Source organism: Blochmannia endosymbiont of Camponotus sp. C-046 (genome assembly GCF_023585865.1).
Lineage (GTDB): Bacteria > Pseudomonadota > Gammaproteobacteria > Enterobacterales > Enterobacteriaceae > Blochmanniella.
Genome location: NZ_CP097752.1, coordinates 344,788 through 370,065, shown reverse-complemented (window position 1 = coordinate 370,065; position 25,278 = coordinate 344,788). Strand labels below are relative to the sequence as shown.

The window sequence follows — 25,278 nt, the reverse complement described above, 5'->3', positions numbered from 1 at the left end:
TTTGATATATATATAAAATGAAAATTATCATCAAACATCAACAATAATAGATCGAAATCAGTATGCTAATTATATTATATACATCTTGTATAGGTGCTGTATGGTACAAAATAAATTAAAAAAATCAGTAGGTTGGGAAGCTTTAAAATATATTCAGTCTAGCAGAATTATCGGAGTAGGAACAGGTTCTACCGTTACATATTTTATTGAAGCACTGAACAGTGTAAAAGAAAGAATAGACGGCGTAGTTTCTAGCTCAAATTACTCATCTAATCAATTAAAAAAAATAGGTATTCCTCTATATAATCTTAATAACTTACACGAATTAGATGTATATGTTGACAGTGCAGATGAAATTGATTCACATATGCAAATGATTAAAGGAGGAGGTGGCGCCTTAACTAAGGAAAAAATTATCGCTACTGCAGCTAAAAAATTCATTTGTATTGTTGACAGCAGCAAACAAGTTTCTATTTTAGGACGCGGTCCATTGCCAATAGAAGTCATTCCTATGGCTCGATCATTAGTAGCGAGAGAAGTAGTACGTTTAGGTGGCTTACCAGAATATCGACATAATGTAATTACTGATAATGGCAACAACATCTTAGACGTATATAATATGAAAATTGTAGATGCGTCGTTATTAGAAACAAAAATTAATAATATTCCAGGAGTGGTAAGTGTTGGTATATTTGCTCAAAGACGAGCAGATATAGTATTAATTGGAACAAAAGAAGGTATAAAAATAATTATGTAATTTTTTTGATATACTAAAAAAATTAGTTTAAATAACATAAAATGAAGCTTATTGATAATTGATATAGTCGGTGTAAATCAATATATTTTTAATATGATTATTGTCGGAAAATCCTTAAATAATAAATTCAATTAACTAATAATTAATTGCTGAAAATTTATACAATCCCTTTCCGTATTCAAAAAATATGATCATTCACCATAAAAATTAAACATTACAACAATATAACTTTATCAGAGTATTTATTGTTTAATAATCGTCTACGATCACATGATGAGATGGAGTGATAATTTCTGGTAATATTACGTCCCATGTTTCTACAGGAAGCAATTGGGTAGGTATTTTTTGAAAATCATGCGCTAAACCTATAGGTATATAATGGCCCTGATGCTTCCAATTTTTTAGTGTTCTATCATAAAAACCACCACCCATTCCCAATCGATTTCCACCAATATCGAATGCAACTAAAGGAACAAATATAACATCTATTTTTTCTATAGGCATAATGGAACTGGTGTTCCATTTAGGTTCATATATATTTAAATGATTACATATGAGAGGCGTTGAAAATGTATATCGTGCAAACTCTAAATATTTAGATCCTGAATCAGTCAGAATCGGTAAATATATTTGCTTATGCATCAACAACAAAGTTCTAATAAGCAAAGAAGTATTTATTTCTCCATCACAATCAATAAACATTGCTATACGCGCAGATCTATGTATATGATTGATAATTATAATCTTGTTAGTTATTAATTGTGCCGCTATATATTGTTCTTGAAACGTTAAAGTCCTACGTATTTTGCGTATATACATACGAAGAAATTTTCTGTATGATTTTTTGTCATCGGCATACATATTCTGATTGATATTATTGCATGAACACAACATAACACATTCTGCTTACACTAAACATAACATTAACTACACTAATATTCATTAGTTTGACGACGTTATTACGACTATACACAATACATAACATGTATAACACATTAAATTATAGGTGTTTAGAACATTCCAATGATCTATTAGCATGTTCAGTAATATGGGTATGTGCAATTAAAGCTCTTTCGATAGTTTGTTGTAACAACAGAATATGTTGCTCAATATTAGCTGCATATTCACTCGTTTTTAATTTCTCCTGAGCCAATTCATGACATACATTTAAAGCAACTATAAATACTAATTGTTCGGCATTAGTTACTCTTGTTCTGATTTTTAAATCCTGCAAACGTTGAGTTAAATCTTCTACCGCCTTATTTAAAGCATCCTGTTGTTGAAGCGGACAATTGATACGTAATGTTCGACCGAAAATTTGAATATCTATTGGTTGTTCATTCATATTTCTTTCCTGAAAAAATTCAATTTGTTTATACTTTCAATAATCATATTATTGCAATAATTACTATATGAGTTATAGGCGCATACCAAAATTTTATTTTGTACATAAATATTTGATTAAAAAATAATAATCATTGTTTCATTTTAAACACGTACAGCAATTAATCATTATTAAGTTCTTGAAAATATTAAACATAAAAATATCTTATATAGAAGATAATTAATATGTATGTAAATATAGTAAAATTAGAAAATTAGGTATTTCAAAAAATTATAAAATATCTTTGTAGCTCATAGCGGCTATAGGCTACAAAGATATTTGCAAACCGGATACATTTAAAATAAAAATATGAATATTCAATATACTATAAACCACTGCAATTCATTTTATTAATACAAGTAATAGTTTGGATGTTTTGTAAATATAAGCTTATTTACTATAAACACTAACCACTGAAATTATATTACAGTCAATTCTCATATTTTTATGATCGTCATTTAATAGCATAAATACATCTCATATTTTATAATGAATAAGAATTATTGCAATTAGATTTTAATGTTATTAGTTATACTACACAATGAATACGAAAAATTTTGACATGCGTGTCGAACCCATATTTCAATTAACTAAAAATATACTTTATCTACTAGTATATTAATTCTTACAAAGATGTTTACATATTATGTTTTTTGTTGTTATATGGTTAACTAACTTATGTCGAGTATTAAATTATATAAAAATTACATTACTAAGATATATAATATTAATATTTTCAAATTGAATCCGATTATATTAATTTATACGCTATATTTTTTCAAATACTAAATTTAAAGTATTCATACGTTAAGTAATAAATAATCAATGTCTATTATTATAAATGGCGGAGGAATGACAGGCGCAATACTAGCCTTAATGTTATCTAAATTAACCAAAGGAGACCTAGAGATATCTTTAATAGAACAACATTCTCCTTATTGTTATGATACAAAATTATCTTCGAATATATACCCTCCTCATGTAATAGCTTTATCACGAGGAGCTTATTCTGAATTGATACGAATTAATATGGCTTCAATTTTATCTTCTTGCTCCACTGTTATAAAACAAGTAGAGATCAGTGAATATCATCGGTTACATAAAATATTCATTAATGCTCAAGATTATCAATTATCAGAATTAGGTTATGTTATCGAATTAAACATTTTTAAAAAAAAGTTATTTGATTTTTTACATAAAAAATCAACTGTGACTGTATATTGCCCAGCAACTCTACAAAAAATCAAGCGCGGAAAAAAAAACAATATAATTATTTTAAATAATGGTCATCAAATTATTTCAAAATTAATGGTAGCGGCAGATGGTACTGATTCCACATTAGCTTCTAATTGTGGTATAAAATGGTTCAGATGGAATTATCAACAAACTGCTATAGTTTCTAAAATTACTACTGAAATACCGCATTTTGGAAGAGCTTTTGAAAAATTTACAGAACATGGACCATTAGCAATATTACCGATAGCTAACGATTTTAGTTTTTTAATTTGGTGTATTTCTGACAAGCAAAAAAAAGAAGTATCTACATGGAAGAAAGATAAATTTTCTCAAGAATTACAAAATGTATTCGGATGGAAATTAGGAAAAATTTTAGATGTAGGAAAAAGATATTTTTACGATCTTTGGCTAACCCGAGCAAATAGTCACATTAGTCACAGATTGGCATTAGTCGGAAATGCGGCGCAAAGTCTACATCCTATTGCAGGGCAAGGATTTAATCTTGGATTACGTGATATTGTAGTGTTGTCGAAAATAATTACACAAGCACTATATCAGAATGTAGATATTGGAGACTATTCTGTGCTAAATACATACCAGAAACACAGGTATTTAGATCAATATAGAACCATTACCATCACTGATGGATTAGTGCGTCTATTTAGCAATCATTGCTTACCATTGATTATTGCTCGAAGTATGGGTTTATTTTTTGTTCACTACAGTACCTTTCTAAGGCGCCTTTTGGTAAATACAATATTAAATTGGAAAACAGATTAATTTTTTTTATTGAAATAAACAATAATATGGACAGTTTCGATCTATTAATTGTAAATCAAGGAATCGCTGGACTAGCATTAGCCTGTGGATTAGGTGATGGTTTTCGTATTGCAATTATAGAACATACACATTTTCATACGTATGAAGCAAATCTATGGGATTTGGAAACATCATTAGTTAATATAACTAGCATAAAAATTCTTCAATATTTAAAAATTTGGCATCCAAAAATATCAGATTTCTCTGTTGCATTACATAAACTGGAAATTCTTAAAAATCATAATATAAGTAAAATTGTTTTTAATTCCGGTTACTTAGGATACCTTGATTTAGGATATATTATTGATAAACATTTAATATATCAAGCTTTAATTGATCGTGCACAACAATTAAAAAATATCACATTTATTTCTTCATACGTACCTGAATCAATCAATTATCATGAAGATGCAGCATTTATTACAATAGCCAATAATTATACATTTAAAGCTAAATTAGTAATAGGAGCAGATGGAATAAATTCTTGGGTAAGAAACGCTGCAAATCTTTCCATAATATTTAGAGATACTAAATATTATGGATTAACTACTATTATTCAAACCGAGAAAACCCACAACAGCATTCTTCGTTATATTGTTCATAACGATGGATTAGTAATGTTATTACCATTAAAAAATATGCATCTCTCCGTTGTTTTTTGGTTATTGCCTCCATATGCTGCTAAAAAGTATTTATATGTATCCGATGCCGATCAATCTATTAATGAAGCGTTAATTAAAATTTGCAATATACTCGGTCTTTGTATTATGTGTGATAATAAAAAATATAACATTTCACTACTTAGAATGCAATATACACATAAATGTACAAACCATCGTTTAGTATTATTAGGCAACGCCGCACACACCATGTGTCCTTTATTTTTTCAAAATATCAATTCAGAACTGATAGATGCAGCAATTTTATTACATTATCTAAAGAATCTAAAAGAAAGTAACAAAGATATTGGATACTATAGTTATTTAAAATATTATGAACACAATAGAAAACACAGAATAATTAAAGACTTCATGTATATGCCACATATGTATATGTTTCTTCACAATAAAAATAATCTTGTAAAATACATACAATGTTTTATTTATTATCTGATAAACACTGTTCCCAATTTAAAAATGCATATTTTACATCGTATTATGGGCTTAAATAATATGCCGGAATGGTTACTAAAAGACCATTATAACTAAAAGCATTAGTCTATTAAAAAATCATTTAAATTAATCAAATATCAATAATGAAAAATAAGACTGTCATGAGTTTGTATATTTGTAATTCTCAATTCTGAAGGCTCTAAAATCGATCTATTTAACACTACTTGTACCCATACATTATTTTTTTTAATTTGACAGGAATGCAAAACAACTCCAATATTTTTCCAGTATTGATTATTTACTTTTAACTCTACCTGATCACCAGCTGCAGGCAATTTATAACGATTCGTATAATCAATGACACCATTTAACCGACATAACGTTTGTTTGTTACATCCACGATATTTAATGCGCGCAATAGATTCTTGTCCAATATAACAACCCTTATCAAAACTAATACCCTGTAATATATCCATATTAACAGCTTGAGGGATAAATAATTCACTAGTCGTTGGCTCAATAATTGGATAACCTGCTTCCATATCCAACGATACCCATTGGCGACTATCGTTAAGTTGTATGTGAAATTGTGATTCATTTAACAAGCGATCTAATACTGATTTTTTATTAATAATCAATAAAAATCGTTCCGATGGTGCACTAAAGTAAAGTAAAGTTACATCTTGAGCATGAATTATTGTATGCGTCTCATTTGGAAGCACTGAAAAAAACATACTTAAATGATTTCTTGCATTTCTTCCAGCTATTCCAATAAGTATTGCATCGTAATCAGGGACAACAGTAACATTAGAAAATACCATATATTTTTTCATTTCTTCTATTTGTTTCTTGCATATATTTAAACGTTCAATCAATGCCATTTCTTGATTTTTAAAATGAAAAACATACATATTGCTAATCATTTTGCCTTTTGGATTACAATGTGCTGCAAAACTATATTTATGTTCATCTAAATTTTGAATATCACAAGTAAATTGATTATGTAAACATTGTATAACATCTGGTCCACATAATTTCACTAACGTCCATTCTTCTAAGGAGATAAATGTTAGGGGCAAATCTTTTGAGGGAACAGGGTACTGTCCTGAAAAAGTCGTATGAGAAAACACTATATCTCTCCTTATGAATAAAAATAACTATATATCAATTCCATTCCATTACTTAAATGTCTACATATTACGCTCAACAAAAATTGAGCCACACGTTAATTATGTATTATCGTAAATCTAATAATTGAACAATTATCTATTTCGCACTATATATAGTTAATATAATAATAAATAGTTACAAACACATAACAATCATTGATTGAATGCTATTATCTTTGTAATGTATGATTATCTACAGTTTTACCTCCAATAAAATAAATAAAAACATATACGACAGTTCGAATTTATATATAACTAATAACTCATTTTAGTGATAATGATCAAAAAAAAATCAAAACTAAATTATATAACTGATATCATAAGAAATTATACGTTCTTATAGATATTAAGTAGAGAATTGCTACTCAATTGAATTCACTATATTAGTATATATATACCATATAAAATAACAATGAATAAAAATATACATCTTAAGGAATAAAATTTTATGGTAGATATCAATCTTATTAAACAACATATTCAACTTATGTTAAATAGAATATTTAAGTTCAAGGATGATTTTTGACTACGATCTCAAAAAAAAATATTTTGAAACAATTAGCAACAAACTAAAATCACCCGATATTTGGAAAAATCCTAAAACAGCAAAAATTCTCAGACAAAAGTCATCTTCTTTAAAAATTTTTATCAATATTGTTGATCAACTTTATAAAAATTTAGTAGATTTAAATGATTTATTAGAATTAACGGAAGAATATGACAAGATCCTGCTTTCTGAAATTCACGATCAATTAATTGATTTAGAACGTACGTTATCTCAATTAGAGATGAGTCGTATGTTTATAGGAAAATATGATGATTCAAATTGTTATGTCGATATTCAATCAGGATCCGGAGGAACTGAAGCACAGGATTGGGCTAGTATGTTATTACGCATGTACCTACGTTGGATGGATCATAAAGGCTTTATCACCGAAATTATTGAAGAATCAACAGGAGAAATCACTGGGATAAAATCTGTCACTGTTCAAGTTATTGGGTCTTATGCATATGGTTGGTTACGCACTGAATCTGGTGTACACAGGTTGGTACGTAAAAGTCCTTTTGATTCTGCTGGAAGACGTCATACTTCATTTGCTTCAGTATTTGTGTATCCAGAATTAGATGATAGTATAAATATTCACATTCGTCCAGAAGATTTACGTTGTGATGTTTATCGAGCTTCTGGAGCAGGAGGTCAACATGTCAACCGTACAGAATCTGCAGTACGCATTACCCATATACCGACAAATATCGTTACCCAATGTCAAAGTGATCGTTCACAACACAAAAATAAAAATCAAGCCATGAAGCAACTAAAAGCTAAATTATATGAGCTTGAATTACAAAAAAAAAATTATGAAAAAAAAATGAGAGAAAACAACAAAGTAAATATCACTTGGGGTAGTCAAATACGATCTTATATTTTGGATAATTCTAGAGTTAAAGATTTGCGTACTGGTTTTGAAAAACGTAATGTTAAAGCTGTTTTAGATGGAGATCTAGACGATTTCATAAAAATTAGCATCAAAAATACTCTAAGCGAGACTTACAATGACTAAACGCATATATTCAAAAGATCAATCACATAAAAAATTTAATGTCGATGATGAATTAAATATTCGTCGAAAAAAACTATCAAAACTCCGTAAAAAAGGCGCAGCATTTCCAAATAATTTTCGTCGTAGTTCTATTTCTAATCAACTACACAAAAAATACGCTCATACATCCAATTCAGAATTAATACAATTAAACATTGAAGTCAACATAGCAGGACGCATAATCAGTCAACGTATCATGGGAAAAGCATCTTTTATAACTATACGAGATATTGAAGGTTGCATACAATTGTATATTACTGCTGATTCATTATCAATAAATTTATACGATGAAAATATAAAACAATGGGATTTAGGAGATATCATAGGAGCACGCGGAACATTATTTAGAACGCGTACTGGGGAACTATCAATATATTGCAAAGAAATTCGATTGTTAACTAAAGCATTACGTCCATTACCAGATAAATTTCATGGTTTAAACAATCAAGAAACAAAATATCGTCAAAGATATTTAGACTTAATTATTAATGAAAAAACAAGAAAAACATTTAGGATACGTTCTTTAATTATTTCTGAAATACGTCAATTCATGATGAAAAATAATTTCATGGAAGTAGAGACACCAATGATGCATACAATCGCAGGAGGAGCTATAGCACATCCTTTCATTACACATCATAATAAATTAGGAATCGATATGTATCTACGCATCGCTCCAGAATTATATCTAAAAAAATTAGTGATAGGTGGTTTCGAACGAATATTTGAAATAAATCGTAATTTTCGTAATGAAGGTATATCTTCACATCATAATCCTGAGTTTACAATGATGGAAATATATATGGCTTATGCCGATTATCGCGATATCATCAGTTTGGTTCAAGATTTATTAAAATCGGTAACACAAAAAGTATTAGGTAAAAATATCATAAATTATGGAAATTATGAATTAGATTTTCAACATCCTTTTACGCAAATTAGTATAAAAGAAGCTATATTTCATTATCTACCAGAAACTAAATTCCAAAATATAGACGATATATACACTGCTATTTCTATTGCAAAATCAATTGGCATTAAAATTAAGAATTACTGGACGTTACATAGAATACACATGGCTATTTTTGAAGAAGCAATAGAAAAAAAAATAATTCAACCAACTTGCATTACTTCTTATCCGATAGAAGTATCTCCATTAGCACGTCGTAATGATACCAATCCAGAGTGTGCCGATCGATTTGAACTTTTTATTGCTGGGCGAGAAATAGGAAATGGTTTTTCAGAATTAAACGATCCAGAAGATCAAAAAAAACGTTTTTTAAAACAAACATATGAAAAAAGAGATAAAAATAATAATAATAATGTTCACATAAATTATGATTCAGATTATCTAATTGCATTAGAATATGGATTACCCCCTACAGCAGGTATTGGAATAGGAATTGATCGTTTGATCATGCTGCTAACCAATAATCATACTATTCGTGATGTGATTTTATTTCCTACACTTCGCCCAAAGTAAAATTTATTCATATTTTCGCAGTGTACTTAAGACATGATTACATATTGATGATTTATCTGATCACTTTTTCATAATACAAATCTATGTTTAATATTTCCAAAATATATGTATTAGAGATACAATCTCTAAACATCTTGATATTGACATATATACAACAAAGATAATAGGAATATAGCGTGGCACATAGTATTTGTACGCAAATAAACTCTCTTCCTTATGAAAGCTTAAAAAAATTACATCAAAAATATAAAGGACCAGTATGGGTATACGATGCCTCAATCATAATTAATCGTATTACACAATTAAAACAATTTGATGTTATACGGTACGCTCAAAAATCTTGCTCTAATATTCATATTTTGCGATTAATGCACAATCATGGAGTGAAAATAGATGCTGTTTCTTTAGGAGAAATTGAACGAGCATTATTAGCTGGCTTTAAAACAGGAAAACAAAGTAATGAAATAGTTTTCACTGCTGACATCTTAGAAGAAGAAACTCTATTAAGAATATTAAAATTAAATATAGTTGTTAATGCAGGATCGATAGATATGTTAGAGCAATTAGGCATTTGTTCTCCTGGGCATAAAGTATGGTTACGTATTAATCCTGGATTTGGAAATGGACATAATCAAAAAACTAATACTGGAGGAGAAAATAGCAAACATGGTATCTGGCATGAAGATATACCAACCGCTTTATATTATATTCATCATTATGATTTACGATTAATTGGGCTGCATATGCATATTGGTTCCGGGGTACAATACGACCATTTGTCTAAAGTATGTAATGCGATGGTTCAGCAAATCTTAAAATATAAAATAGATGTACATGTTATTTCTGCTGGAGGAGGATTAACAATACCGTATCAACACAACGACATAGTTGTAGATGTAAATCATTATTTTCAATTATGGAATAACGCAAGAAAATACATCAGTCAACATTTAAATCACACAGTAACATTAGAAATAGAGCCTGGTCGCTTTCTTGTTGCGGAATCAGGGATATTAATTGCACAAATTAGAGCAGTAAAAAAAATGGGTACTCGTCATTTTGTATTAATAGACGCAGGATATAATGATTTAATGCGCCCAGTAATGTATGGCAGTTACCACCATATTTCATTGATACCCGGAGATAATCGCAACATGATTGTAGAAACATTATGTGATACCGTTGTTGGTGGTCCATTATGCGAATCTGGAGATATTTTTACACAAAATATAAATGGAACAGTATTGACGCGTAAATTACCTTGTTCAGCAAAAGTAGGAGATTATTTAATATTTCATGATACTGGTGCATACGGTGCTTCTATGTCTTCTAATTATAATACGCGTCCATTATTACCAGAGGTTTTATTTGAAAATGGGAAAATGCGTCAAATTCGACGAAAACAAAAACTAGAAGATTTATTTATGTTAGAAACGATGGAAAATTTTCATAAATAAAAGTATTAGAATTATTAAATATTACACTATATATTTATTAAAAAATCATTATTTAATATATTTAAAATGTTAATTAAATAATATTTTTATATCTCATATAATTGTTTTTAATCTTATTTTTATCTTGTTTATTTAGAATTATTTATTATGTGTGTTTTTGACAAAAACAAACAAATTATGAACCAAACGATACAAATCAAAACATATTCTTATACTTTTTATTTTAAAATTTTTAAATATAGATTGATTATTATTAATGATGTTTCCATAAGCAATATTATATCTCCAATTTTTATAAAATGATTAACAATATCACTTTCAATCAGAACACTGACACAAATTATAATCAAATTTTTTAATTAAAAATTTCTGTGAAAAGTACGAACTTAAGCTTACAACACCGTAATAAAACTCCTTGAGTTAACTATAATTATAATATAGAATACAAAAAGTATGTTGATACTATAATAATTTTAATTAACTAACGTAAACAAAGCGGGTATATGTGCAGCTTTGCATATATTTTAAATACTTTATAATTCCTAAATTTATACAAAAATGCAATGGAACAGTTATTTTTGTTGTGAATATGAATATTTAAAATTTAACAAAATATCTTAATAAAACTGGGGCAATCTGGTGATTGACAGTAACGGTTACCGATTAAACGTAGGAATTGTGCTATGTAATACTCAACAACAGGTATTATGGGCCAGAAAATGTAAGCAACATTACTGCTGGCAATTTCCTCAAGGCGGAATTAACATCGGAGAAACTCCAGAACAAGCCATGTATAGGGAATTATTTGAAGAAATAGGATTGAATTATCAAGATGTTCGTATTCTATCTTCAACCCAATCTTGGATACGTTATAGGCTGCCTAAGAAATTAATTCGTTGGAAAATTAGACCGATCTGCTTTGGTCAAAAACAAAAGTGGTTTTTATTAAAACTTTTATCTAAAGATACCCATATTAATATACAAAACAATGAAGATCATACATTTGATAGCTGGAAATGGGTTAGTGTGTGGTATCCAATACGCCGAGTCGTTTTTTTTAAAAGAAATGTGTATAGAAAAGTTATGCAAGAATTTGTTAATGTAATAATTTCATAGTGAAATACTGTTATTATTTATAAAAAATAAAACAACATCTAATATAATCAATAAAAATAGATCAATTTGTGATTAAAATATTGCAGCTTTAAAATACCAATGACACATCAAAATATGTTTTGTTTTTATATAAATATAACTATATATTTTAGTTAAAAACTAATCACAACAATTATACATCGTATAATATCATCAATAAATATGCAAGATCTTTATTATCATACGTTTAATCCAGTAATTTTTAAAATAGGACCTATTTCGCTACATTGGTATGGAATGATGTATGGATTAGCTTTTATGTACGCCATGTGGTCATTATCGCATCGTATACGATATTCTAATAATGTTGTTTTATGGACGCATGTAAACATAGAACATTTACTATGTTTGTGTTGTTTTGGTGTTTTATTGGGTGGTCGTATTGGATATGTATTATTTTATCAATGGTCTTTTTTTTCTAAAAACTTACTTTCGATATTTAATATATGGGAAGGAGGTATGTCTTTTCATGGCGGATTAATAGGTGTAATTATATCAATTGCATGGTTTTCTTATAAAAAACACCAATCTTTTTTTCAAATATCGGATTTTATCGTACCAGCAGTTCCTTTTGGATTAGGACTCGGTAGATTAGGAAATTTTATTAACGGAGAATTATGGGGTCGAATAGCCATTGATATTCCATGGGCTGTTTTATTTCCTAATTCCGTATATCAAGATTTGTTAACATTACTAGATCATCCTGAATGGCAACCACTATTTGATAATTATGGTGTACTGCCTCGTCATCCATCTCAATTATATGAAATGTTTTTAGAAGGAATGATACTATTCGTTATTATACACAAGTTTATTCGTCAACCACATCCTGTAGGTAGTGTATCTGGATTGTTTCTAATTTGTTATGGTGTGTTTCGTTTTATAGCAGAGTTTTTTCGTCAACCTGATAGTCATCTAGGATTAATTAATAACATACTCACCATGGGTCAAATTTTGTCATGTCCCATGATTATATTGGGAATAGTTATAATTTATGTCGCTTATAAATAGTTAATTTATTAAATATATATATATATTGTTTAAAACATCAAAAAATTATATATACTTTTTATATTACTACATTTATATAATAAATAAAGACAGCAAATCAATAATGATAAAAAGATCAATTTTGTAAATATTTAATCATGAACAACATTTGTTTATTTCTTCTGTTTTTTGAAATATATGAATTAATTAAAATTAGTTCGGTTTGAACTAATACACATAGCTCATATTTATGAAATTGAACAAATTATATTGCATATTTATAGTTATACTTTTAGTTATATGTAATTACAACAAACATAACCCATATCATATGTTTATACAGAACATATATATATATGTATCAAATTGACAAAAATACGCCTTATCTAATTAGATAATTTTAATACACAATGTTCATTATTTATCACTCTAATCAATCAAATGCATTCAAAAAACTATTAATTAATACTATGTCAGATCAATCATTACCTGATCCCATGCAATCTGAAATAATATTAACAGAACACAGTATTATGGATCAATGGATACAGATTGAGATAGCTAATCACTTTGGTATTGCATGTAATATCAAATTTATGACTTTAATGTCTTTCATACAATATATTTCTAATAAAATAGAACCCAATAACTCTATAACGAATAATTTCTCATGTTCTAGCATATATTGGAAATTTATGAAAATATTATCTCAAACGCAAATATTAAACCAGTGCCCTATTATAGACAAATACTTACACAATGATGCCAATCAACAAAAAATAGGTCAATTTTCTGAACAACTTTCCAATTTATTTATCCAATATTTAATATATCGTCCAGATTGGTTGAATAGCTGGGAATCCAATGAAATAATAAATGATTTAGATGACACGCATCAGTCCTGGCAATCAAAAATATGGCGCATATTTATAGAGAATATAGAATGTGATCATCAAAAATTGAATAATAATAATAATATACATCCTTTACAACGTTGCATTAATTTTTTAAAAAACACCCAAAATATAATTTGCAATCATCTTCCAAGTAGAATATTTATTTTTGGAATCACATCCATACCACCTATATATTGGAATATATTAAAATTATTAAGCTATCATATTGATATTTACTTATGGTTTATAAATCCATGTTGTCATAATTTGATTTATATACCTAATCAAGATCAAGATACTATAACACAACAAGAAAAACAATTGATCAACCAAACAACTGCTTCATCACATTCATCTTCATTTGTTACTGCTCACCTTTTCAAACGTAATAATCATGATAATATCAATCATCCTTTATTAAATTCATGGGGAAACGTCGCTCGCAATACTCTATCTTTATTTACTCAATTACAAGATAAAATAGAACTAACATCTTTCATTGTTCCTAAACAAAATTCTTTACTTCACATAATACAAAAAAACATTTTAGAATTTCAGAATCATACAAAAAATAAAAAAAAACAAAGTAATACCACAACATTTAAAAATAATGAACGACATTTATTAACATTAGAAGATCAATCAATTACTTGTCATGTTTGCCATAGTATTCAACGAGAAGTAGAAGTGTTACATGATAATTTATTATCCATGATGACAGATGATCCATCACTGTCTCCGGGAGACATCATAGTTATGGCTTACGATATACACTATTATAAATCAGCTATTCACAGTATATTTGATAATATACAAGATCGACATCTACCGTTTAATATCGCAACAAATAGCTATAAAAAAAATACTCACCCCATTGTATCAACTTTTATTAAAATACTTAATATAACACACAGTCGATTTACTTCTGAAGAAATTTTGTCATTTTTAACAATAACACCTATCGCATCTCGGTTTAACATGAACAAAGAAGAAGTGAAATTATTACACCAGTGGACTATTGAATCTGGTATTAGGTGGGGGCTTGATGATATTACCATGTATAATTTTAATTTGCCTATCATTAATCAAAATACCTGGAATTTTGGATTAAATCGAATGTTATTAGGTTATGCTATCAAACATCAACATAATACCTGGGAAAAATTTTTACCATATGATGATATAACGATCAGAGACCATTCTAATGTTATTGGTCAATTAGGTGAATTTTTAAAAACATTAAAAAAATGGAGAGATCGATTCAGTCATTCTTATCCATTGATAGAATGGAGATCTTATTTCAAAGAAATAATTGACGATTTTTTTTATTGTGATCATCTGGATTCAGACAACAAAAAAGTTTTACTATTCTTAAAAAACTGCTACGAAGATGTATTAGAATCAGGCATACAAGCAGAATATAATCAAACTATCAGTATAACAGTGCTACGCGATAAATTATGTCAAAAATTAACACAAAATATTATAATCCCCCGATTTATACCAAATGTAATTAATTTTTGCAATATTAATCCAATTTTCTGTATTCCTTACAAAATAGTGTGTTTTTTAGGCATGAATGACGATAAATTTCCTCGCAATAAAATTGCCCCAGACTTTAATTTAATGGTTAAAAATCCACGCAAAAATGACGATAACATATACGAAAAAGATTGTTATTCATTTTTGATGGCATTGTTATTAGCTCAAGAACGGATATATATTAGTTTTATCGGGCACTCAATGTATGATATTGCCATGAATTATCCTTCTGTGCTAGTTAATGAACTTTTCGAATATATTGCTTTGAACTTTTACTCAAAAGAACATGAAAATATAGACATAAACATTAACATAAAACATATACGTCAGCGTTTATGCCAATGGCATCATCCGTTTCCTTTTTCTCCTGACAATTTTAATCCTAGTAATAACCAACAAAGTTTTGCTAAAGAATGGCTATCTACAATAAATATTAATAACAATCACTCTCCATTAATCTATCCGAATTTTAATACTCCACTTTCTTATCACGCTACAAAAACAATAATGTTTCAAGATTTATACAATTTTTATCGCCATCCAGTACGCACATGGTTTCAAAACCGTTTGAATGTTTATTTTGATCAAAACACATTAAAATTATCAAATGATGAACCTTTTTCGGTAGATAGACTCAATCGTTATAAACTAAATATAAAATTGATCGATTATCTAATTCATAATAAAAACATTGATGAACTATATCGTAATGTACGTGCTTCTGGAATTCTACCTTATGGTGTATTTGGAAAATTATATTGGACTAAACAACAAAAAAAAATGACAATACTGGCAAATCAAATAAAAACATTTCATTGTATTGAAAAACATAGCCTAAATATTTCTTTAATATTTGATACGACTAAATTAATCGGTCAATTAATTTCAGTTCAAGAAAATGGGTTGATACGTTGGCAACCTCGACATCTTTCTATGAAAGATGTATTATTATTATGGATAGAACATATCATCTATTGCGCTATAGGTGGAAAGGGCAGTAGTAGATTATTTGGTACTAGTAATACATGGCATTTTCCTAATTTATCAAGACTACATGCAAAAAAGTTACTATTCACTCTAATATCGGATTACTGTAGCGGTATAAACACACCAGTATTGCTATTACATCATGCTGGAGGAGCTTGGATGAATCATATATTCGACTGGAATACTCGAACAATTTCTTCAAACCCACATTGTCAACAAGAAGCGCGCCAAAAACTAATCCAAATTTGGAAAGGTACCAAATATTCTCTTTTTAGAGAAAGTCACGATCCATATTTTCGAAAACTTATCTCATTTGACTTAAGCGAAGACACCATCTCAAAAATTACTGAAACTGCAGAACATTACTTTTTCAACGCAATGAAATACAGAATAATATAATGATTTCCAAATTTTTCACATCACAAAAAAATAAATATTTTAACAATTAAAATACTATATATTACACAATACAAATATTACATTGGCAAATAATGCCAAGTATAAAATAAAAAAATTTTTATTTATTTAAACCATAGACATTATATTATTTTTTATTTTATTATATAGCCCGCTATAACGTTGTGTAGGCAAATTGACGCTGCTTATTATTACGTGATCTGTTGCGTATAAACAAAGATATTGACGAGCTCTAGTGACAGCAGTATAGAACAATTCTCGCGTTAGTAATGGTGTATGTCTATCAGATAATACTATTGAGATATGTTGAAATTCAGAGCCTTGTGCTTTATGTATAGTCATAGCGAAACAAGTTTCGTGCTCTGGCAATTGATATATTTGTATAACTTTTATACCGCCTTGTGATGAAATAAAATATGCAGACAGTTTGTTTTGATCATTTAACAACAAAACTCCAACATCTCCATTATATAATTCTAATGATGGTTTATTACGCAATATAATAATCGGTCTACCTATATAGTTCCTAGAATTATTTAATTGAATTAATCCTTTCTCATTTAATATTTGTTCAACATAATAATTAAGCCTTATTACCCCAAATGGACCATCACGTGATGCACATAATATTCTATAATAAGAAAAAATCTCTAAAATGTTTTTTGTTAATATTTTAGTGTGTTTCAATTTTTTAAAATAGTTAGAATATTTCATTGCGCAATTAAGAATCATAGTGATATAGCTTTTTTTATCTACGAAACAAATATAATATAAATCCTTGTATATATTTGAATTTAATAATGACAACGTTTTAATATAATCTCCTGCATTTATAGCGCTAGATAATTGATGAATTCCTGAACTTTCACTAAATCGATAATTTTTCTTTAGTATACATGTACCATCAATAATACTATTATAATTATAATGCATAGATGATTCAGAAGGAGATACAACAGGCAATGTGTAACCTGTAAGATCTATAAGTTCTTGATGACGTTCAGGAGAATAAAAAAAATTAGAAAATTGACACACATCTTTAAATACAGATCCAGGTTCCACTGAACATAATTGATGTTGATCACCAAACAAAATTACATTCGTTTGAGGAGAAAGTCTTAAAATTAGCTGAGCTAATATAGACAAACTAACCATAGAAGCTTCATCAATCACTACCAGATCTAAATTCGAAAAATTGAAGTAATTATATTGCATCTCTTCTGTATATAATAATGTTCGAAGTAAACTATGTAGAGTGGTAGCTTTTTCTGGTAAATTACGCAAAGAATACTGTTTTAATTGTGGAATATTATTAATTGTTGTTTTAAAAGATTCAGTCAAAAGAGCCGCTGCCTTTCCCGTTGGAGCAGTAATCTTGATATTTAAATTATTATTGTTATTACATAACAATAATGCTGCTATTATCTTGGCTATAATAGATGTTTTTCCGGTTCCAGGTCCTCCAGAAATTAATACTCTATGATGTGTTATTCCAATAGCAGTGGCTATTTTATGCCAATCAATTTCTGTATAAGAAACAGGAAATAATTGATTTAATACATAAATTATTTTTTCTTTTTGAAAGATGTTTGATTGATATTTATGATTAAAAAATTGAGCGACTATACATTCATCTCTCCACATATGATGTAAATACAAATTCTTATTTTCCAATATTAATGGGGTGACCCGCGATCCATCACTAACCGCGGGACAAGAAAGCAATAATTCTTGCCAATCAGTTATAGATAATTTTCCTAATTTTCTACATATCGTATTCGTTAATTCAGGATAATTTCCTTGAAATAATTTATCAGGAGTAAGAAAACATAAAGGTAAACAAACATGACCAATCCTAACGTTAGCACTTAAAGTTGCACTAGCTAAAATTAATGCCTCTTTTATATTATTGTCATCATAAATGGGAAGGGCCAATACATCAGCAAATTGCACGTCTAATGAATGCCACAATCCTAATTTTAAAATTTTTTTAACAACATCTTTCATATAATAGAAGAAGAAAAGAGAAAATTATTGTACGATCCATATATTAAGTTATATGTTTTAAAAAACAAAAAACTGTATTTTAATTAAACACAGATAATTATAATTTTTAAAATTTCACTTAATAATCTATATTTATTCTTTTAGATGTAAATCATCTATTTGCATAATTATTATATACATCCAACATGTATATTTATTACAATAAATATACACTCTAATCATTTCATATATTAAATGACATCTATATTATCTTACTTAAGATATAATTTTACCATTCCATAGAATAGAATATAATAACGATGTTCAGATTATTTTTTAGAAAATAAATTATCTAATTTATTAATAAATGTTGACAATGGACGAAAAAAATAAATTCCATTACTCAACGGTGACCCATCCATACCTCGTATAAATAAATAATATACTCCCCCAAAGTCTTTCTCATAATTATAAGACACGAGTCTATTACGTAAAAATCGGTGCAACGCTAAAGTATACAATTGATATTGTAATGCATAATGATGTTTAACCATTTCTTGTGTTATTTTAGAATTAACATAATCCTCATTGTTCTTACCTAACCAATTAGTTTTATAATCCAATAAATAATATCGATGATTCCAACGAAACACTAAATCAATAAACCCTTGTAACATTCCTGTAATATCCGAAAAATTCAACGATGCAGATTTACATGATAAAGAATCATATTTTTTACATAAACAATTTAATTCTTCCGATGATAAACGCGTATTAATAGATAAATAAAATTTAAGCTCAGTTTTTTTATTATTAGGAATTATTTGTGAAAGAGTTAAATGATCATTATTAAGAGGGGTATTAAGTACTATGTATATCCATTCTCGAACAACAAACCCCCAAATTGGATCAATATTATATCTCACCATATGCGCACATAACCATTTTATATCTACAATTTTTCTAAAGTCCAAAATTTGAAAGATACTATGAAAAAAACTACCACATGTTTTCCCTGCAGGAAAAGTATGTGGTGTCAAAGGAGTATCACTATTTCGGCTCTGAACATGTTCTCTGATATCTAATTGTTTGTCCAAATCTAAACACGTCGTAACATCAACATCAGTATGTTTTAAAGAACTAAAACTTGTTATATTCCATGGAATAAAATTTGATGGTGTCTTCCACTGTTTCGCACATAGAAATTGATTAGATACAACAGGTGATATGTTAGAAAATAGTTCTTGCGATTTTGAAATAATACGAAAGGAAATATCGCCATTTGAATAAACACTGAGATTTTTTAAATGTTTCCTTAATGTTACTGCATTTCCAGCAATTTTTTTTTGAATTAAATATCCTAAGGCACTGTGATGTAAATCATTGATATTAGATTTTCTTTTATATCGTCGTCGTACTACTGGACCAACACCTATAGAACAATGATAAATACTACGAGTCACTGCTACATATAACAGTCTTAAATCTTCTGATAAACGTTCTTCATCTGCCAATATTAAATTTGATTTAGATGTATTAAAATTGAAATGAGTTTTATATGATTTTCTATCATGAAAAAAGGGATTTTTTACACCATTAAAGTCCGCTACGAATGGCAAAAATATTAATGGAAACTCTAATCCTTTAGATTTATGTATTGTACTAATCTTTATTAATTGATGATTACTACCTAATCGTAAATTTTGATCAGATATTCTTTTGTTTTTGGGTTGTGTTATTTTTAACATTAACCATTCCATAAGTGCGTTCTCATCTTGTAACTGTTGTGCAACATCCTGCAATAATTCACTTAAATGCAAAATATTTATTAAACTAATTTCACCTCCTCGTGTAGATAATAATTTTTCTGGTACTTTATAATGAAAAATTATTTTTTGTATCATCAAATACACACCCTTTTTTTTCCAAACAGAATAATATTCAAAAAATTCTTCAAATATTCTTTCCTGTTTAAATTCATTATTATTAATACTTTCAATATCAGTAGCATTTAATCCAAAAAAAACAGTTGTTAAAGCAGTAGAAATAGTATGGATTTCTGGAAATAAAATTGATCGTAATAATAATGATAATTCATAAGATTCCATTGTTTCAAAAATATTTTTATTATTAGATAAAAATACTGTTGATATATTTAATTGTGATAAAGCAGAACACATCAATGATGCTTCTTCATGATTTCGTACTAATACAGTTATATCTGAGATTTCTAGTTTCCTTTTATATTTATCATTTTCCAACCAAGCTGTCCCATTACGTATTTCATTTAATAAATTATATAAAATAGCAGCACACTCTTGTGCCATTGATTGTTTATAGTCATCTATTGTAACTATCTCATCGGGATGTAACCAAAAACACATAGCTGTTTGTGATTGATTATTTATTAAAAACCGATACATATTGTTTCGACTAGCAGCTACTGCAGGAATAAAAGGAATATCTTCAAAAATAAATGGATTAGAGACCGAACGAAATAATTGATTAATAGCATTAACCATACTTAATGATGAACGCCAATTAATATTAAGATTGTATTTGTTAGATATTGTTCGACGTATTTTCATATACGAAAATATGTCAGCTCCACGAAAGGCGTAAATTGATTGTTTAGGATCTCCTATTAAAATAAGAGCATTTTCTGAATTATTATCATACAACGAGCTAAAAATATTGAATTGCTGACAATCTGTATCCTGGAATTCATCAATAAGCGTTACCGGATAACATGCTCGCATCATGTGCGCTAATTTATTTTTTTTATCTTTAACTAAATGATGAGATAACACGTCAACAAGATTGTTTAAAGTGATTTCTGATCTGCGATATTGAATATCATTTAAATCATTGCGTATCTCATTTATTGCAATTTCAAATATTAATGTTTTAAATAACGATAATTGACGATATAATTTTTCCACCAAATCAAATAAAGCATATACACCATTAGATTTGTTGCTATTATTATATATCTTTAATTCAGTTACTCTAAAACGTTGTAAATCGTTAGGTATAGTATGATCAATTGTTGGCTGTTCGACCCACTGATTAATTTTTTCCGTCCAACGTATTAAGTTATTTTTATTATATATCCTACGATTAATGTCATAAGAGTTGACAACAGTAATTATATTATATTTATTTTTATGCCATTCCTTTTTAACATTATCGACATAATCCAGAATCTGTCCATAATAAGTTGCGATACTTTTTTTATCTTCATGTATGTTACAATTGTAACAATGCAGACTAGATCTAGATCTATGTATATAAGGAATGATATCGTTGAAAAGAGAATTTGGATCTTTCCAATATTCTTGAATTAAACTAGCTATATTCAGTGGAAGTGCATAAAAATGCCGCCTCCAAAAATCAGTGCACGCTTGTTGGTACAATATTGTTTCATTATCAATAATATTTGTATTAAACAACATATTTAATTCGATTGTATTGTAATTTAATATATTTTGACAAAAACTATGAATGGTAAAAATAGATGCTTGATTTATTTTTTTTTCTGCTTCAGATAATTGATGTATGGCTAAATCTACATTATGTATTTGTAATAATAACTTAGACAATAAAAAATTATTACTATATCCACGCATACAATCTAATCTAAACTGATGAATGTATTCCTTTATGCGATGACGCAGTTCTTGTACTGCAGATTTAGTAAAAGTCACTACAAGTATTTCTTTGACTGTTAAAGGACGGTAAAAATCTGATTTACTCCCTAAACACAACAACAATCTAAGATAAATTATTATAAGAGTATATGTTTTACCAGTTCCCGCTGAAGCCTCAATTAAATTGATGCCATACAAAGGAAAATCCAAAACATTTAAGGTGTACATAATTATTGTTTACATTTACTTAAAATAATGAAGTTATAATTTTTAATTTTTAAAACTACATTGTTATAATTTTATTTTAAACAAAATATCAAAACACTGATCTTTATATTTTATTTATAAAAATTGATTATTATTAATTACGTTTAAATAGATAAATCAAATAATAAAAAATATCCTATAAAATACAATACTTTAAAATAATTAAAATATTTTATATATCACGTAATAAATCATTTATTTTAACTTTATTTTTAGTTTTACAATCAACTTTTTTCACGATTATTGCGCAATAAGTATTAACACAACCGTCTTGAGAAGGTAAACTTCCTGGAATTACAACTGACCCAGCCGGCACACGTCCATAATATATATTGCCGCTATCACGATCATATATTTTAGTACTTTGACCTATAAATACTCCCATAGAGATCACTGCACCTTTTTCAACAATCACCCCTTCTACAATTTCAGAACGGGATCCAATAAAACAATTATCTTCAATGATAGTTGGGTTATCTTGAATGGGTTCTAATACTCCTCCAATCCCTACTCCTCCAGATAAATGTACATATTTTCCAATTTGAGCACAAGACCCAACTGTAGCCCAAGTATCCACCATTGTGCCTACATCGATGTAAGCTCCAAGATTGATATAAGAAGGCATGATCACTGTATTAGGAGCAATATAAGCCCCATAACGTACAGTAGCTGGCGGAATTATACGCAATTTTTTACTTTCGAAACGCGTGGTGTCCCATCCAGAAAATTTCATAGGAAATTTATCAAAAAAAATACCATTCCCCCAGGTTATTAGTTGATTGTCCATAATATAAAACGCAAGCATAATTGCTTTTTTTAACCATTGATGCGTTATCCATATACCATTGATTTTTTCTGATATACGCAATCTTCCATTATCTAAACCATCCATAATTTCATGGATTGCATTCTCAAGGGTAGGGTCAATATTATTTTTTGATATATATTCTTTTTCTTTAAAAGCACTTTCTATTGTTTTTCGTAATTGATTCATATGTTCTATATCCTATAATATAGATTTATTCGAGGAGTATTATTTTAATTGACTTTGAAGAATAATATTTTTGTTGAAATAAATATTATAAATTTACATTTAACATCATTATGATTTATAATGACTCTTTCGTATTATCAAGTGATATTTATTTAAGGATTATTATATTAATTATTAATATCTTTAAACAGAGTTTATTTATATTCAATAAATCTGATTTGATGCAGAACTACTAATATCTATAAAATTATCACTTAGATTGTACACCACTAAAATGGCATATATAATTTAAATAATGTTGTTTGTTAAATAACAATAATAATTGTAATAATTTTTATATTTTCACCAAAAACAATAAATACTATGCATATATATTTCCATATAATCACAATTTGCACTTATGAAAATTCATCTATCAAAATAATTTAAAATACATCGAAAAATGATTTAGTGTAAAAATACATGGTTTTATCAATTAATACGATTCTTTAAATAATTGATGATAGAGACTCATCAGAACGTAACGTTAACACTTCACACCCATTTTCCGTAACAACAATAGTATGTTCGTATTGTGCTGACAAATTATGATCTCTTGTTTTTACTGTCCATCCATCATTGTCAGTATAAATATGACGAGTACCTGCATTTACCATAGGTTCTATTGTTAATGTCATGCCAGATTTCAATATCACACCTTCATCATCGGCATCATAATGCAATACATGGGGAGCTTCATGAAAAAATTTTCCAATACCATGCCCGCAATATTCCCTTACTATTGAAAAATTCTGATTTTCAACAAACCTTTGGATAGACCGACCTACTTTTTTTAAACGTATTCCTGGCTTAATCATACGAATTGCCAAATACAGACTTTCTTGAGTGATCTTGCATAATCGATACCCTAAATCTTGTCGGTTGACCAACGATAAACATTCGTGAAGTATCAGCATATAATCCGTCTTTAATTACTGTAATATCAATATTTATAATATCACCTTCTTTTAATTTATCTGAATTATTTGGGATACCATGACACACCACATCATTAATTGAAGTACAAATAGACTTGGGAAATCCTCGATAACCGAGAGGAGCAGAAACAGCATGTTGTATTTGTGTAATATAATTATGACAAATAACATCTAATTCTCCAGTACTAATGCCAGGTTGCACGTAAGCTTCAACCATTTCTAATACTTCTGCTGCTAACTTCCCAGCAATGCGCATTTTTGCTATATCTGTAAGTGTTTTAATGATAATTTTCATAATATATATGTTACTAATCGCATTAACAAATACACAATGTTTTTGTTGCTACATAACATGATCTATACATAAATCCATACATTTAATTAAAAGACAATCGCATC

15 protein-coding genes and 1 pseudogene are annotated in these 25,278 nt (G+C 28.1%); 9 read left to right on the top strand and 7 right to left on the bottom strand.

The genetic code is table 11. The features are described 5' to 3' along the window. The first annotated feature begins 100 nt into the window (after nucleotides 1–100). The gene (rpiA, locus tag M9409_RS01495; protein WP_250227178.1) at nucleotides 101–757 is read left to right on the top strand and encodes a ribose-5-phosphate isomerase RpiA; all 657 of its coding nucleotides are present in this window, start codon (nucleotides 101–103) and stop codon (nucleotides 755–757) included. Nucleotides 758–1,006: 249 nt separating this feature from the next. Here rpiA and M9409_RS01490 read toward each other — a convergent pair whose 3' ends face one another. Beyond that, complete coding sequence (locus tag M9409_RS01490; RefSeq protein WP_250227177.1) at nucleotides 1,007–1,618, bottom strand: 5-formyltetrahydrofolate cyclo-ligase; 612 nt, start codon at nucleotides 1,616–1,618, stop codon at nucleotides 1,007–1,009. A gap of 139 nt (nucleotides 1,619–1,757) precedes the next feature. After that, on the bottom strand, nucleotides 1,758–2,102 hold the full coding sequence (gene zapA, locus M9409_RS01485; protein ID WP_250227176.1) for a cell division protein ZapA: 345 nt from the start codon (nucleotides 2,100–2,102) through the stop codon (nucleotides 1,758–1,760). A gap of 864 nt (nucleotides 2,103–2,966) precedes the next feature. Here zapA and ubiH point away from each other — a divergent pair. Beyond that, nucleotides 2,967–4,157, top strand: coding sequence for a 2-octaprenyl-6-methoxyphenyl hydroxylase (ubiH, locus tag M9409_RS01480; RefSeq protein WP_250227175.1), 1,191 nt, complete (start codon nucleotides 2,967–2,969; stop codon nucleotides 4,155–4,157). 26 nt (nucleotides 4,158–4,183) lie between these two features. Further along, nucleotides 4,184–5,404: an FAD-dependent monooxygenase gene (locus M9409_RS01475; RefSeq protein WP_250227174.1), complete on the top strand. Its 1,221-nt coding sequence runs from the start codon at nucleotides 4,184–4,186 to the stop codon at nucleotides 5,402–5,404. Between the two features lie 41 nt (nucleotides 5,405–5,445). Here the strand turns inward: M9409_RS01475 and ygfZ are convergent, their stop codons facing one another. Beyond that, entirely contained in the window at nucleotides 5,446–6,438 is a 993-nt protein-coding gene (gene ygfZ, locus M9409_RS01470; protein WP_250227173.1) for a tRNA-modifying protein YgfZ, read from the bottom strand. Nucleotides 6,439–6,925: 487 nt separating this feature from the next. Between ygfZ and prfB the strand changes: the two genes are divergently transcribed. From prfB to recC, 6 genes are all read left to right on the top strand, one after another. Then, nucleotides 6,926–8,039 (top strand): peptide chain release factor 2 gene (gene prfB, locus M9409_RS01465; protein WP_250227172.1). Its coding sequence is split into 2 segments (ribosomal slippage): nucleotides 6,926–6,988 and nucleotides 6,990–8,039, totalling 1,113 coding nucleotides; the frame shifts between segments, so codons are not numbered across the junction. Next, nucleotides 8,032–9,561 (top strand): lysine--tRNA ligase, encoded by a 1,530-nt coding sequence (lysS, locus tag M9409_RS01460; RefSeq protein WP_250227171.1) that lies wholly within the window; start codon nucleotides 8,032–8,034, stop codon nucleotides 9,559–9,561. The genes prfB and lysS overlap by 8 nt, the downstream gene beginning before the upstream one ends. Before the next feature lie 176 nt (nucleotides 9,562–9,737). Continuing rightward, nucleotides 9,738–11,018, top strand: a complete 1,281-nt coding sequence (gene lysA, locus M9409_RS01455) for a diaminopimelate decarboxylase (RefSeq protein ID WP_250227170.1) — start codon at nucleotides 9,738–9,740, stop codon at nucleotides 11,016–11,018. Nucleotides 11,019–11,657: 639 nt separating this feature from the next. Further along, nucleotides 11,658–12,134, top strand: coding sequence for an RNA pyrophosphohydrolase (gene rppH, locus M9409_RS01450; protein ID WP_250227169.1), 477 nt, complete (start codon nucleotides 11,658–11,660; stop codon nucleotides 12,132–12,134). 201 nt (nucleotides 12,135–12,335) lie between these two features. Further along, nucleotides 12,336–13,184 (top strand): prolipoprotein diacylglyceryl transferase, encoded by an 849-nt coding sequence (gene lgt / locus M9409_RS01445; protein WP_250227168.1) that lies wholly within the window; start codon nucleotides 12,336–12,338, stop codon nucleotides 13,182–13,184. 449 nt (nucleotides 13,185–13,633) lie between these two features. Further along, nucleotides 13,634–16,987: an exodeoxyribonuclease V subunit gamma gene (gene recC / locus M9409_RS01440; RefSeq protein ID WP_250227167.1), complete on the top strand. Its 3,354-nt coding sequence runs from the start codon at nucleotides 13,634–13,636 to the stop codon at nucleotides 16,985–16,987. Nucleotides 16,988–17,113: 126 nt separating this feature from the next. Here recC and recD read toward each other — a convergent pair whose 3' ends face one another. The 4 genes and pseudogenes from recD to map form a co-directional block, all read right to left on the bottom strand. Then, a complete protein-coding gene (gene recD, locus M9409_RS01435; RefSeq protein ID WP_250227166.1) occupies nucleotides 17,114–19,012 on the bottom strand; it encodes an exodeoxyribonuclease V subunit alpha in 1,899 nt (632 codons plus the stop codon). Between the two features lie 308 nt (nucleotides 19,013–19,320). Further along, complete coding sequence (gene recB / locus M9409_RS01430; RefSeq protein ID WP_250227165.1) at nucleotides 19,321–22,869, bottom strand: exodeoxyribonuclease V subunit beta; 3,549 nt, start codon at nucleotides 22,867–22,869, stop codon at nucleotides 19,321–19,323. Between the two features lie 211 nt (nucleotides 22,870–23,080). Further along, a complete protein-coding gene (gene dapD / locus M9409_RS01425) occupies nucleotides 23,081–23,902 on the bottom strand; it encodes a 2,3,4,5-tetrahydropyridine-2,6-dicarboxylate N-succinyltransferase (RefSeq protein ID WP_250227164.1) in 822 nt (273 codons plus the stop codon). A 488-nt stretch (nucleotides 23,903–24,390) separates the two neighbouring features. Beyond that, nucleotides 24,391–25,174: pseudogene (gene map / locus M9409_RS01420) on the bottom strand (type I methionyl aminopeptidase). Between the last annotated feature and the right edge of the window lie 104 nt (nucleotides 25,175–25,278).